At 34.5% G+C, this 13,981-nt stretch carries 11 protein-coding genes; 9 read left to right on the top strand and 2 right to left on the bottom strand.

The features are described 5' to 3' along the window. Positions 1–440: 440 nt before the first annotated feature. Both KIM67_RS02560 and tatA read right to left on the bottom strand, forming a co-directional pair. Positions 441–2,570: an OmpA family protein gene (locus KIM67_RS02560; protein WP_250149121.1), complete on the bottom strand. Its 2,130-nt coding sequence runs from the start codon at positions 2,568–2,570 to the stop codon at positions 441–443. A gap of 175 nt (positions 2,571–2,745) precedes the next feature. Continuing rightward, the gene (tatA, locus tag KIM67_RS02555) at positions 2,746–2,940 is read right to left on the bottom strand and encodes a twin-arginine translocase TatA/TatE family subunit (protein WP_163417133.1); all 195 of its coding nucleotides are present in this window, start codon (positions 2,938–2,940) and stop codon (positions 2,746–2,748) included. Positions 2,941–3,220: 280 nt separating this feature from the next. Here tatA and KIM67_RS02550 point away from each other — a divergent pair, with 280 nt between their 5' ends. The 9 genes from KIM67_RS02550 (at position 3,221) to KIM67_RS02510 (ending at position 13,977) form a co-directional block, all read left to right on the top strand. Continuing rightward, complete coding sequence (locus KIM67_RS02550; RefSeq protein ID WP_213829798.1) at positions 3,221–4,090, top strand: M23 family metallopeptidase; 870 nt, start codon at positions 3,221–3,223, stop codon at positions 4,088–4,090. Further along, positions 4,091–5,587, top strand: coding sequence for a GH3 auxin-responsive promoter family protein (locus tag KIM67_RS02545; protein WP_213829797.1), 1,497 nt, complete (start codon positions 4,091–4,093; stop codon positions 5,585–5,587). A 59-nt stretch (positions 5,588–5,646) separates the two neighbouring features. Continuing rightward, positions 5,647–7,332 carry a hypothetical protein gene (locus KIM67_RS02540; RefSeq protein WP_213829796.1) on the top strand — a complete coding sequence of 562 codons (1,686 nt, stop codon included), beginning with the start codon at positions 5,647–5,649 and terminating at the stop codon, positions 7,330–7,332. Between the two features lies 1 nt (position 7,333). After that, complete coding sequence (locus KIM67_RS02535; RefSeq protein WP_213829795.1) at positions 7,334–8,326, top strand: hypothetical protein; 993 nt, start codon at positions 7,334–7,336, stop codon at positions 8,324–8,326. A gap of 49 nt (positions 8,327–8,375) precedes the next feature. Next, positions 8,376–8,687 (top strand): UDP-N-acetylglucosamine 2-epimerase, encoded by a 312-nt coding sequence (locus KIM67_RS02530; RefSeq protein WP_213829794.1) that lies wholly within the window; start codon positions 8,376–8,378, stop codon positions 8,685–8,687. Positions 8,688–8,846: 159 nt separating this feature from the next. Beyond that, positions 8,847–10,124 (top strand): lipopolysaccharide biosynthesis protein, encoded by a 1,278-nt coding sequence (locus tag KIM67_RS02525; RefSeq protein ID WP_213829793.1) that lies wholly within the window; start codon positions 8,847–8,849, stop codon positions 10,122–10,124. 352 nt (positions 10,125–10,476) lie between these two features. After that, positions 10,477–11,493: a RimK family alpha-L-glutamate ligase gene (locus KIM67_RS02520; RefSeq protein ID WP_213829792.1), complete on the top strand. Its 1,017-nt coding sequence runs from the start codon at positions 10,477–10,479 to the stop codon at positions 11,491–11,493. Positions 11,494–11,625: 132 nt separating this feature from the next. After that, positions 11,626–12,843, top strand: coding sequence for an EpsG family protein (locus KIM67_RS02515; RefSeq protein WP_213829791.1), 1,218 nt, complete (start codon positions 11,626–11,628; stop codon positions 12,841–12,843). Positions 12,844–12,891: 48 nt separating this feature from the next. Next, positions 12,892–13,977 carry a glycosyltransferase gene (locus KIM67_RS02510; RefSeq protein ID WP_213829790.1) on the top strand — a complete coding sequence of 362 codons (1,086 nt, stop codon included), beginning with the start codon at positions 12,892–12,894 and terminating at the stop codon, positions 13,975–13,977. The last annotated feature ends 4 nt before the right edge of the window (positions 13,978–13,981 follow it).

Raw genomic sequence — 13,981 nt, 5'->3', positions numbered from 1 at the left:
AAAACAAACCCCCGGCCAAGGAGCCAAGGGTTCGTCATATTAAGCAATCACATGAAAAAATTGGTAATGTATGAGGCTAAAGTAAAGAAGACTTCAGGTTTATAAATACCTTAAATTGACGAATGCCCCTTTTGAGTTGACGAATGGAGGTTTTAGGGGTTAGGATAAGGGAATTAGTTATTGGTTGAGGGGTTTTACATGATTCGAAGTACGAGTTACGAAATACGAAGTGGGAAGTTTTTTTGACGGATGACCGACGGCGGGTGATTTGAAGTATGAGGGGCAAAGTTTTTTGTGGATAGGTAAAAGGTGAAGGTTTTGAACGTTTGTGTTCTATTACTGATAGAAAGGTTCGGCATGAAGCGAATAGCTCTGGGCACAAAGTTTTCAATTACAAGATGAAGGATACCGGTGTAAAAAAGCAATTTTGAACAACGAACCTACATTTCTACAATAATAAACTCTGAGCGTCTGTTTTTTCTATGTTCGGCGGCGGCACATGGTGTTCCATCCTCACAGCCGTTCAATAGTTTTTCTTCTCCATATCCTATTGCGCTTTCTATTCTGGAAGTATCTATCCCTTGAGATACAATATAGGCTTTAGTAGATTTGGCACGTTTGTCAGAGAGGTATTTGTTGTAGCTGCGATTTCCTATAGCATCGGTATGGGATTCAATCTTGATGACCATGCTTGGATTTTCCTTCATGACCTCGACAAGCTTATCCAATTCCGAGGCAGCTTGTTTTTTAATCGTAAACCTATCAAAATCAAAATAGATGGTCTCGGTTTCAAATTTAAGTACACCCTTCTCCTCTACAAGCACATCATTTTCCTTAGCAATTAAGATTTCCATTGGTTTTAAGGATTGTGTTACAGTAACACCTTCATTGTCCCTTGTGGAAACTAATGTGCTTTGTTCTTCATACTCTTTTTTAACTGTGTTTATAGTGTATTTAGAAAGCGGGTCAAGGTTTTCAAATACAAAAGAGCCATCGAGTGCTGTCGTGGTTTCGGCTACCCAGACATTATCTCTATCAATTAAGGTAACGGTCGCTTCTGAAAGGGCTTCTCCAGTCTCTACATCTTTAATAACCCCAGAAATAGCATTTAGATTGACTATGTTTTTAAAGGAGTAAATGTCGTCATCTCCTTTACCACCTTCTCTGTTGGAAGCGAAGTAGCCCTGTTGAGTTTCTTCATTAATGATATAAGAGAAGTCGTCCCGTGTACTATTAATTGGCGTGCCCAAATTCGTGGCCGTTCCAAAAACATCGTTAGCATAGTCTGCTTTGTACACGTCCAGTCCACCAACGCCCATGACTCTATCGGATGAGAAATAAAGTGCGTTTTCCGTAATAAAAGGAAACATTTCCTTTTTATCGGTATTGATGTTTCGACCTAGATTTTTTGGTTCTGAGAACGTACCATCTTCCAGAATATCTACTACATAAACATCTGTAAGCCCATAACCACCTGGCCTGTCCGACACAAAATACATTCTTTTTCCGTCTGGGCTTATAGCTGGATGTCCGTTGGAATAGTTTTCACTGTTAAAAGAGACACTTTTAGCCTTGGTCCATATATTATCGATAAAACTAGATTGATAAATTTTAAGGTGATTGATGCCATTCTTTCCACGCTTTAGTTTTTTTCCATAATTATTTCTGGTGAAATAGATAGTTTTGTGGTCAGGTGAAAAAGAGGTAGAAGCCTCGTGATATTTTGTATTGATATTTTTAGAAAACTTTTTGGCGTTCATTAAATCTCCATCAGCTTCATTTTTCTTGGCCGTGTACAGGTCAAGAAAAGGTTGATTGTTCCATTTATAATTTCTTGTGGTCAGGAAAGAAGAATCTTTGGCCGATGTAAAGATGACCTCGTTACCATTGTAGAACATTGGAGAGAAATCGGAATATTCAGAATTTATCGACACATTTTTTATATCGACCAAGGCTCTTCCGTTTAAAGCCTTAATTTCTTTTTCGAACTCTTTCTCGGTCATTTCTCTTTTTTCCTTGAACTCCTTGGTGAGTTTAGCGGCCCTTCTATAACGGCCAGTACCCTTAAGGGCATGTGCATATTTAAAAAATGTTTCTTCGGTTATGCGATCAGTATAGGATTCGTAAAGTTCATGGTACCACTTATAGGATTTTTCCAAGTTGCCACTGTAATAATGGGAATCACCTGCTTTAGAAAGCAACTTGAAGGTATGTACTTCATTACTTTTTTCTAGAACAATATCATAAATTTTAGCAGCTTCGGCATACCACATTTTTTCAAAAAGCGCATCCGCTTTTTTGATCAACCTTTCCGAAGCTCCTTTTTTACGTATAAATCGTGCTAATTTTTTGTCTTCAACGTTATCTAGTTGTTGAATAAGTTTTGTTCTGGAAGATTCAACAAATGCATCATTTGAAGCCTCTTCGTCATCGAACTGCAAAAAGGAAATAGATTGCGCCTGTAATCCTGTTACAAGCAAAAGAGATAAGGTTGATATCAGATATTTCATAATACTCCATCTGAACAGTGCCTCGTAAGAAAAACCAGTTTTAAACGGGGCAATCTGCATTTAACGTAAGTTTCAAACGCTAAAATAGAACAACGACGTACCTAAAATAACTTTTTGTTGTGAAAGGGTGTATTTGTAGCGTGTAGGCAGTATAAATAAGGTTATACGCAGTAATGCCTGTAGACACAAGACACAAGACACTGGAATTGGAAAGGGATTACTTGTGGTGCGGGAATTAAGATTCGGACTCTTTGCCGCCCTCCAATTTCTCCTCTTCTTTTGATGCGTCTTTAAACTCTTTTATACCACTGCCCAAACCTCTCATAAGTTCGGGAATCTTTTTTCCTCCAAAAAGCAAAAGAACTACCAGTACGATAAGTACAATTTGCCATGGGCCAAGCATACCAAGATAAATAGTTTGAGCAATCATAGTATCAATACTTTTAAAGTGAAAGGTAAAATTACTAAAAAGAACCTTAAGGCTCTAGGTATTAACGAAAATTAGTGTCTAAGATTGTTTATGGCCTTCATAGAAAACCTTTGTTGTGTATTTAACCCATTATTTATAGACATAGCAAAGGCAAGAAAAGTAAAAAAAGGTGAAATTATAGTATAAAATGCGAAATTCATATAGAAAAGAACGACTCAAGGTTAGTTCATTGTAAAAAGCTTAACACCAAAATTAAAATCTAAAGTTATCTTTGTTCATTATGGGAAAGGACAAGAGAAAGAGAAAAGAGATAAAACGCAAGTTATTGCACAAGTATCGCTTGGTCATACTCAACGAGAATACTTTTGAAGAAAAGATATCTTTTAAACTAAGCAGATTGAACGTTTTTGTCACAGGAACTCTTTTTATTATTGTATTGATAGGGCTTACCACACTCTTCATTGCATTTACACCGCTTAGAGAATACATACCGGGGTACTCTTCTACAAGATTGAAAAGACAGGCCACGGAACTTACCTATAAAACGGATTCATTGGTCACTGTTTTGAATTATACCAATAGGTATTTAGATAACGTTCGTCTAGTATTGCGAGGAGATATTGAAAATAATGAAACGAATCGTGATTCACTGTTTGAAAAATTTAAACTAGATCCATCCACTATAGACTTAACCCCCATAAGAGAAGACTTGCTCTTGCGCGAAGAGGTTGAATTAGAAGATAAATACAATCTTTTTGAAAGAAATATCGAAAATGTGGAGACCTTGTTGTTTTCTCCCATTAATGGAACGGTCTCACAAAAATTCGACCCAAAGAACAAGCACTTTGCCGTTGATGTGGTCGCACCTAAAGATTCCCCAGTAAAATCAATAGCTAATGGCACCGTTTTGTTTTCCGAATGGACTACAGAAACAGGTTATGTTATCATTGTAAAGCATCAAGATAATCTTACCTCTGTTTATAAGCACAATGGCTCTTTGACCAAGTCGCAAGGGGATTTGGTGCGTGCAGGAGAAGTTATTGCATCAATTGGTAATACAGGCAAATTGACCACAGGCCCACACCTTCATTTTGAATTATGGAAAGCTGGAAAACCAGTAGACCCTTTGAATTATTTTGATTTTAAATAAATGTCATTAAAAGCGTTTGCCGCAAAACTTTTCGCCAAGAACATTGTTAGAAAAACAACGAAATGGGCAGATAATCCCATAAGGACACAACAAAAAGTTTTTGAGCACCTTATTACCAAAGCAAAAGAAACGCAATTTGGTAAAGACCATGACTTTTCGGCTATTAAAACCTTTGCTGATTTTGCGAAAAAAGTACCAGTTAGAGATTACGAAGCATTAAAGGGATATGTTGAAAACATAATTGCGGGACAGGATGATGTTCTTTGGCCAGAAAAGCCTATATATTTTGCAAAAACATCAGGTACAACTTCTGGAGCAAAGTATATTCCAATTACCAAAGAATCCATAAAGCACCAAGTTGAGGCATCTCGTAACGCAATTTTAAATTACATCCATGAAACGGGCAATGCCGATTTTGTTAATGGCAAGATGATTTTTCTTCAAGGGAGTCCTATTCTGGAAGAAAAAGGAGGGATTAAATTAGGCCGCCTTTCGGGTATTTCCGCGCACTACGTTCCTAATTATCTTCAGAAAAACAGACTGCCAAGTTGGGAAACCAATTGTATCGAAGATTGGGAGACCAAAGTGGAAAAGGTAGTGGAAGAGACTGAAAATGAGAATATGACCGTAATTGCGGGAATTCCTTCATGGGTTCAAATGTATTTTGAAAAGCTCAACACAAAATCAGGAAAAAAGGTTGGTGAACTTTTTAGAAATTTCCAACTTTTTATATATGGAGGTGTAAACTATGAACCGTATAGGGCCAAGTTTGAGAATTTGATTGGACGCAAGGTGGATAGTATTGAGCTATTTCCTGCGAGTGAAGGTTTTTTTGCCTACCAAGATTCCCAAAAAGAATTGGGAATGCTACTGTTGCTCAATTCGGGAATATTTTATGAATTTATTAAAGCGGACGAATTCTTTGATGAGGATGTAAAACGTTTGACCATAGCCGATGTGGAATTGAAGGTGGATTATGTGCTCATTATTTCCACGGATGCTGGGCTCTGGGCCTATAACATTGGAGATACCATTCAGTTTATTTCGTTGAAGCCTTACAAAATTATTGTTTCTGGAAGGATAAAACATTTTATATCGGCATTTGGAGAACATGTTATAGCAAAAGAAGTGGAAGAGGCTTTAAAAATAGCGGTTTCAAATACAGATGCCTTGGTAAACGAGTTTACCGTTGCCCCGCAAACTTCTCCTGAAGATGGTGAACTACCCTACCATGAGTGGTTTATAGAATTTGAAAGACCTCCATCGGAAATTTCCAAATTTTCAGAATGCATAGAACAAAGTATGCTGCAACAGAATAGTTATTATTTGGATTTGATCGAAGGGAATATACTTCAGCCTTTAAAAATCACTCAAATAAAATTAGGTGGTTTTCAAGACTATATGAAGTCTATTGGCAAGCTGGGCGGACAAAATAAGGTACAGCGGCTTTCCAATGACCGAAAAGTTGCTGATGGTCTCGCCAAGTTTCAGATTTAGACTTTGGACAAACTGTTTTCTTTCGTTTGAATTCGTGTATTTTTGTCAAGAAGTTAATTATGGCAAACAAAGTAAAACAAACAACCAGGGCCCAAGAGTCTACCAACGCAATTGAACGGTTATACATTACCATGCGGCACTTGCTCAACCGTGGATTTTATAAGCCTTCGGGTGTTTCGGGGAACGCATTGCGTAATGCCTTGCTCCTATTAAGACCAGAAATCTACGGCTCGGTGGCCGAAGATAAAGCAGAGCTCAACGGGCTTATATATGTATTGGAACGTTTGCCAGAAGGCATTGAGGAGTGTAGGTTCATTAACTTGACTTCGGACGAAGGGTTTTCTAAGTCGCATCTAAAGGCAATAGTACCACCAAAACGGAGAAGAAACTGCTATCGTATCGATGATGAGCAGATGAACATTGAGATTACCCGTGGTAGAAGCGATATTTACGATATACTTACCCACCTTACCTTTCTGTTTATCGAATCAGGTAAAATATGCAAACGTGTCTTGGTCGAAGAAGGCAATGATACCATAAGGGACTGGACGAAATTGGCAGAATTTGTCCAGAACGAAGAGAAGGATGATGCAGAACGAGAAGTAGCTTTTATACATACGGCCAATATATTGGGAAGAACGTTTGAAGATGTGGTCGAGATTGAGAACAAACTCAGCACGAAAGATAATCCTGATCGCTTTCTAAACTTTATTTATTGGTTGGGAAAACTGGCCATTGAAGAAGTGACTACGGGTAACAAGCGTACCATTACTTTTAGCCCTATACTGCGTGAACGCCTGGGACACCATATTCATGGGGAGCGCTGGGCAGAAACAATAAAGCAAACACTTAGCAAGCATAATTTACTGCACAGGCCACTCCATATTATAAGTGCGAACATGCATAGCGTTATGAACTCCTTGTTTGCCAAAAAAGCTCTTGCCAAGGATTTTCCTGACTCTGAATCTTTGGATATTTATGAAGCCTTAAGCTCTACCAAGAACAAGGAATTTTCAAAAAAAGTGAAAGATTGGGGGGAAAAGAACGGTATGTTGTTTATAGATGACAAATCTGGAGCCAATATAGATGTCCAGCTATTTGATACTGCCAAGTTTGGTAACAACGCATGTTGTTATGATTTGTCCGATACAATTTCCAACGAAGAAAAACCCGTTATATTTGTGATGGATTATGCTTTTGGAGAGCAAGCATTTGAAACGATAGACGAACTTTTGAAGCCACTCTCGGAAGAAGGCGAAAAAAAGTTCCTGAACGTAGATTCTATATCCATTATGGGCAAAGCAGGTATTTTGGAAGGTGGTAAAGGGGATTTAATGATTCCCTCCGCGCATATTTTTGAAGGTACTGCGGACAATTATCCTTTTAAAAATGAATTAAATGCTTCAGATTTTGAAGGCAATGGATTGAAAGTTTTGGAAGGTACAATGGTTACGGTTTTGGGAACATCACTTCAGAATAAAGATATTCTTCGGTTTTTTCATGAATCGACCTGGAATGTAATCGGGTTGGAAATGGAAGGGGTACATTACCAAAAAGCGATTCAATCGGCTTCTAAAATCAGAAAAAGCATCAAAAAAGATGTAAAGGTTCGCTACGCGTATTACGCCTCGGATAACCCATTGGAAACGGGGAGCACTTTGGCTTCTGGTGGACTGGGAGCTACAGGCGTTAAGCCAACGTACTTGATAACGGACAGAATTTTAAAACAAATATTCAGCACATAAGATGGCAGATCAACCGGTAAACAGTAATTCATCCGATGAAATAGATTTGGGACAGTTGTTTCAACTGATAGGAAAGGGATTCAATAAAATTGGGATTGCTTTTTTGAGATTATTTCTTTACCTAAAAAAACATGCCTTGATATTGGGAGGGCTAATCATTATAGGTTTGGCAGCGGGTTACGGACTTAATCAGGTTACGGAGAAAAAAATGAAGATAGAAGTCATTGTAAAGCCTAATCTGGAGAGTAAGGATTATCTGTATAATGCGGTAGAAGAGATAGAAAGTAATCTAAGGTCTGGCAATGCCCTTTTCTTTGATAGAATAGGTGTTGACACCTCTAACTTAAAGGAGTTCAAAATTTCTATTGATCCAATAGATGATGAAGAAAAAGCAGAGGCCGATTTAGCCTATTTAGAACTTTTGGGAAAATTTCAAGGGAACGAAGATTTTTCAGATGTTATTAAATCTGAACTGTTGAATAGAAGTGAGCCTAGTCATATGATTACATTTCTGTTCAAGGATATTGATAAAGGTAGGGTCTTTGCCGAAAAAGTGATGCAACATATTAATGCAAATACATACCTTAGAGACCTGACTGAGGTCGCCAAGCAAAACGCATTGGACCGCATCGAGAAAAATGAAATTTTTGTCGATCAGATAGATATTTTAATTTCTGCTTACACAAAGAGCCTTGAATTTGAAGGTGAACAAATCAAAAATCAAAGAATTACATTTAGTGCCGAAGAGAAGACAGAAATTACTGGCTTATTCGAAATCAAAAATCAATTGGTTTATGATATTGAACTTAAAAAGATAGCACTTAAAGAACAGAAAGACCCTATAAACATCATTAATTTTGGGAATTCACAACAGGTGAAAAAAGCTTTTTTTGGAAGAAGTGTTATTTTGATTCCTTCACTGTTGCTTTTACTCTTTTTGGGTATTTCTGCGTTGATTGCGATAAATAAACGAGCATCCAATCTTACTACTTAAGCATTATATTACTTAAAATGGGTCGAATTTTAAATCTTAAAAGTTTCTATTGAAAAAAAAACGTAATCTTATCGTTTTTGGAACACGGGTTTGCGTAACGGCTCAGCATAGAGAAATGTTGGGTCAAGTGCTTACCTTTTCCGAGATAGAACACGATTTACCTACGTTCGACAAGAAATCTCCTTTTTCGGAAGAAATAAATCGATGTGTGATAGGAGTGGTTTCTGACATCATACATTTTGCTCCGACAAACACATCAACGGAAAATTTGCTGCTTGACAATATAAAACAAGACAATATTGTGTTTGTAGTAAATACTGCAAATGGTTTATTGAACCTTGACATAAAGAAAGTTGAATAAAGATCTTAAAATTATAGAGCTAGAAAATTTAATTGATACTAAAAAGTTAACGGTGGATATGATTTATCATGTAGAAAATAATCGACAAGGTTTTATTAGTATTTGAAAAGCATTTAAAAGGCATTACTTAAAAACATAGATAATCAAAATTCAACAAAATTGAAAGCATTTCTAGCTAGCTTGTGGAAAAGCCCTTTTGTTAAGAACACGTCATACTTAATTTCAGGGACAGCTATCTCGCAATTGATAGGAATTTTGTTGACACCCATTCTTTCTAGATATTACTCGCCAACAGATTTTGGCATTTTTGGGAGTATCATAACATTAGCTGGAATTTTGCAATCATTTGGAACACTTAAATTTGAAATGGGCATTGTTCAGGCAGATTCCAATAAAGAAGCGGAAAGGTTAGCATTAATTTCAGTATTCTTTTTAACTTCTTCGCTTATCATTTTTTTTGTTGGGATTTTGATTTTCCCAAACCTAATAGGGTATCTAGGGATATCTTCTCCAAATACCTTTATTGTTTTTATTACTGTTTTTATAGCTCTGATTTTAGGCTATAATCGTGTTTTTATCCAAATACATAATAGATTCAAACAATACTATTTAATTTCTAAAAAAGCCGTATTGGATAGATTAACTACTGTGATTTTTCAGTTAGCATGGGTTTTCATTTTTGCTACAGGGATTGGGTTAGTATACGGTAATATTTTTGGGGGCATTATATCACTTGTTGTGTTGGCATCTCCTTTCTATTTACATATTAAAGAACTGAAATGTAGTTATAAGAAATTAAAATCTACCGCAAAAAAATATTACCGTTATGCTCTTTATACAGCTCCAAAAAACCTACTAAACGCAGTTTCGCAAGGTTTACCTATTATTATGTTTGGGCGCTATTTTGGTGAAAACGAAGTGGGGAGGTATTTTTTTGCGGTAAGAATATTACAACTTCCCTCCGCTTTAATAGGAGAAGCAGTAAAACAAGTATTTTATAAAGAAGCTGCAGATTTTAAAGAAGATATAGTAACACTTAAAAAAAAGTTTTTTAAAGTAACCTTTTCTCTATTAGGAATTATTCTATTGCCAACCCTAATCGTTTTTTTATGGGGTGACGTATTGTTTTCATTTTTTTTTGGAGATGAATGGGAAGTAGCTGGTGAATATGCAAGTTGGATGTTTTTATGGCTCAGTATTGGATTTGTGAATCCACCTGCTTCCGCAATGTATTTTATTTTAAATAAGCAAAGAGAACAACTGTTTTATGAAATAGGCTTGTTTAGTTTTCGATATGGAGCATTGGTTTTTGGTGGAATGAGAAATGATATTCTTTTTACAGTTCAGATATATTCTATAATTGGAATGATCTTTAACATAGGGTATATAGTCTATATTTCAATTTATTTATGCAATAGAAATATTAGTAGGGGGTAATATTTTTGAGTTAATTATTAGAAAAACTGAAAAATGCTTTCTAATTGGCTAATATAGATAATGTTAAATACAGGGTTAATTAAGAAAAAAAGAGTTATGACCATTTGAACACTTAAAAGACCGAATCAAAATAAGAATATATTAGTATTGAATTTGATACATTGACAGACAATCTTATATTGGAAATTTGTTTTTCCTCAATAAACAAAAGATTCAAAAAAAGTAAAGATTTATTGGTCGAAGGTATATAAAAATATATTCTGGCAGAAAAAATATGAATCTAATTAATTAGATGTGAAGCTCATTGAGATTTGAGTTTGTAAGCGTTGAAAACATTTAATCAAAAAGAAAAATGAAAATAGCAATTCATCACCGTAACAACTCTTTCAGCCAAAGGTGGATTGAATATTGTAAAGAAAACGATATAGCCTTTATGCTTGTAAATTGTTTTGACTCAAATATTATGTCACAATTAAAAGATTGTGATGTGTTGATGTGGCATTGGAGCCATGAAGATCCAAAAGCAAAATTATTTGCTAAGCAATTGATGTTCTCTTTAGAAAAAGCCAGCAAAAGAGTTTTCCCGAATTCCAATACTGTTTGGCATTTTGATGACAAGGTTGCCCAAAAATATCTATTAGAGGCTATTGAAGCTCCTTTAGTCAACTCCTATGTTTTTTACTCTAAAGAAGAAAGTTTCAATTGGATAGAAAAGGCAACATTTCCAAAAGTTTTTAAGTTAAGAGGAGGCGCAGGATCTATTAACGTTAAATTGGTTAAAAACAAGGGAACTGCAAAAAAACTTGTTCGTAAATCTTTCGATAAGGGTTTTGGCGCAAGTGGGAGAAAAGAACTTATGCGAAATAGATTATGGCATTTTAGAAAAGATAAAAACATCAATACCTTTTTAGGAATTCTCAAAGGTTTAGGAAGATTATTTTTAAAAACTGATTTAGAAAAAATGTCGGGAAGGGAAAAAGGATATGCTTATTTTCAGGATTTTATCCCAAACAACAACTCTGATACTAGAGTTATTGTAATTGGGAACAAGGCATTTGCAATTGAACGAATAATAAGAAAAAATGACTTTAGAGCTTCAGGAAGTGGTATAATAAAGTATCCTGATAATGATTCAATGGATAAAAGGTGTATAGAAATTGCATTTGAAATTTCAAAAAAACTACAAAGTCAATGTACTGCGTATGATTTTGTGTATAAAGATAACACTCCCTTGATTATTGAAATAAGTTATGGATTTACTGAGAAAGTATATTACCCTTGTAAAGGTTATTGGGATGATGAGTTAAATTGGCATAAAGGAAGCTTTAACCCTCAATATTTTATGATTGAGGACATACTCAATACCTAATTATTTATATGTCTCTTTTTGTCAATTTAATGGTAAAAGAGAATTATCACTCACGAATATGATGAACGAATGTTAGCGAAAAGGTTTTTCAAAAAATTTTATACAATTATAATTTGAAATGGGTCATGAAAGATGAGTGAGGTAAAAAGTTTAGGAATTAAAGTTAAAATTATAAGTCTTTTTAATTGCTTTTTATTCTTAATAAGCCCTTTACTTGCATTGCCCTCTATTTTTGTTGGGATTTATAACAGAAATAGAGTCAGCTTAATATTATTACTGATACTTGCTTCATTAATCACCTATCAATTGGTTCCTTCAGAAACCAAAGATTTATATCAATTTTATCGTTTTTATAAAGATGTAAAGTATATTGGTTTCGAAGAATTTTTGCTAAAACTAACAATACAAAAGAAGACAGATTTTGTTTTTTATTATGGCATTTACTTTTTTGCCAAACTGGGGATTTCAGGCCAGGTATTTTTTTCCCTATGTACTTTTGCCACGCTCTATCTAATTTATTTAGTTTACAACAAACTTGTAGAAAAAAGAGAAATATCAAATAAATACTATCTCTTAGGTATTGTAAGCATTTTTATCTCAATAGAATTTCTTGGACTGTACTCTGGAATAAGAAATTTACTTGCGATCTCAATTGCTATATATGGTTTTTATATAGGAATTTTTGATAATAAAAAAGGAAAAGGTTTTCTACTGCTATTGTTCTCATCATTGATTCATTTTGGAACATTACTTTTTTTCCCAATATATTTTTTAGGAATTTTCAAGAAAATAAAGTCAAAATCGATTTTCATTCTTTACATAACCTCTTTTGCTTTTTTTCTGTTTACAAAAAAATATTTATACCATATTGCCATTGCGTTGCCTTTTCCAGAGTCATTTGATTACAAAATAAAAGCATATTTGGAAGGGATGGATATAATAGAGAAAGGAAATATGGAATCAACAGCCGCTCTAATATCCTATAAAATTAGGGTGTCATGGATATATTTTGCCCATACTTACCTTTTACTTTCTTATAAACGAGAATCAAATTATAGAAACTTAGTGATTCTTTTGATGGGTCTGTTGAATATTTTTAGTGTTACACCTGATATCCAATTGAGACTTACATATTTAGTAGAAATAATGTTTATCTATCTGCTGTTTTATGAATATAACTATCGTGAAAATAAGCTACTCATAAAACTGTTTTTTATTTTTCTTGTACCTAGCTTTATTGTTAATTTATTTATTTACAAAGATTATTTTATTGAGAGCTTATTCAACAAGAATTTCATAACGTTGGCAGGGATATTATTAAAAAAGGTAGAATTAATATTTTTTTGGTAACAATATGATTGACTATAATTTTGGCTCAAATGATTAATACGAAACTACATGAGAACTGCATTGATAATACCTACTTTCTTGTCAGGAGGAATGGAAAGGGTAATGAATGAGTTGGCGAACTACTGGGCCATTGAAGGAGTACATATAGATTTAATCTTTCTTGTAAGACATACACCTTTCTATTCTATAAATGGGAAAGTAAATTCAATTTCCATGCCTTCTTTAGGATATAAAAAAAATGTGTTTTCAAAACTATTTTATAAAATCTACCTTTTCTTCTTTTTAAAAAAAAGGTATAAAAATTTAAAACCAGATGTAATATTAAGTTTTGGAGAAGGATATAACGCTTTTGTAATACTTAGCGCCTTAGGTGACAAAATCGATGTTTTTGTTTCAAATAGAAGCAACCCATTGAAAATCCTACCAACTTCAAGAAGAATACTTCAAAAAATATTATATACAAAAGCCAAAGGGATTTTTGTTCAAACTTCTCTCGCAGAAAAAGTGCTAAAGGAAAAGATTGGTCATGACAACATCATTATAATGCCTAATCCAATTAAAATAATTCCAAAAATTGATATTCAACGAAGGAATATTATTTTGAATGTGGGGCGGTTGGTAAAAGAAAAAAATCAAATTGGCCTGATACGGATTTTCGATGAAATTGAAAATGAGGGGTGGGAGTTACACATAATAGGAGAGGGACCTCTTAGAGCTCTTTTGGAAAATGAAATAGAAAAGAGGAAACTAGAAAAATCGGTAAAACTGTTAGGTGTTAAAGAAGATTTGAGCAAATATATGTCGCAATCTAAGATATTTGCTTTCACCTCTATTTCAGAAGGCTATCCAAACGCACTTTGCGAAGCAATGGCCTTTCCAATGCCATGTATAAGTTTTGACTGCAACTCAGGCCCAAGAGATATATTACAGGATGGGAAAAACGGGTTTTTGATAGAAAGTGAAAATAATATATCTTATAAAGAAAGACTTTATAAACTAATGAATTCAGAGGATTTAAGAGATAGATTTATGAAAGAAGCGAGCTTGATAAGGAATGAACAAACAATTGATGTGATAGGAAATAGAATAATGGGACATTTAAAAAAAGGCCACAATTCTTTCCAAGAAAGATAAAAAG

The sequence above is a fragment of the Flagellimonas sp. 389 genome, assembly GCF_018449435.1.
GTDB lineage: Bacteria > Bacteroidota > Bacteroidia > Flavobacteriales > Flavobacteriaceae > Flagellimonas.
Note: the sequence above shows the minus strand (reverse complement) of the source record. Positions and strands in the feature narration are given on the sequence as shown.

What these genes read in the sequence shown, in the direction of transcription:
- KIM67_RS02560 (WP_250149121.1), bottom strand. Translation starts at nt 2,570, where the DNA reads ATGCAGATTGCCCCGTTTAAAACTGGTTTTTCTTACGAGGCACTGTTC.
- tatA (WP_163417133.1), bottom strand. Translation starts at nt 2,940, where the DNA reads ATGATTGCTCAAACTATTTATCTTGGTATGCTTGGCCCATGGCAAATT.
- KIM67_RS02550 (WP_213829798.1), top strand. Translation starts at nt 3,221, where the DNA reads ATGGGAAAGGACAAGAGAAAGAGAAAAGAGATAAAACGCAAGTTATTG.
- KIM67_RS02545 (WP_213829797.1), top strand. Translation starts at nt 4,091, where the DNA reads ATGTCATTAAAAGCGTTTGCCGCAAAACTTTTCGCCAAGAACATTGTT.
- KIM67_RS02540 (WP_213829796.1), top strand. Translation starts at nt 5,647, where the DNA reads ATGGCAAACAAAGTAAAACAAACAACCAGGGCCCAAGAGTCTACCAAC.
- KIM67_RS02535 (WP_213829795.1), top strand. Translation starts at nt 7,334, where the DNA reads ATGGCAGATCAACCGGTAAACAGTAATTCATCCGATGAAATAGATTTG.
- KIM67_RS02520 (WP_213829792.1), top strand. Translation starts at nt 10,477, where the DNA reads ATGAAAATAGCAATTCATCACCGTAACAACTCTTTCAGCCAAAGGTGG.
- KIM67_RS02515 (WP_213829791.1), top strand. Translation starts at nt 11,626, where the DNA reads ATGAGTGAGGTAAAAAGTTTAGGAATTAAAGTTAAAATTATAAGTCTT.
- KIM67_RS02510 (WP_213829790.1), top strand. Translation starts at nt 12,892, where the DNA reads ATGAGAACTGCATTGATAATACCTACTTTCTTGTCAGGAGGAATGGAA.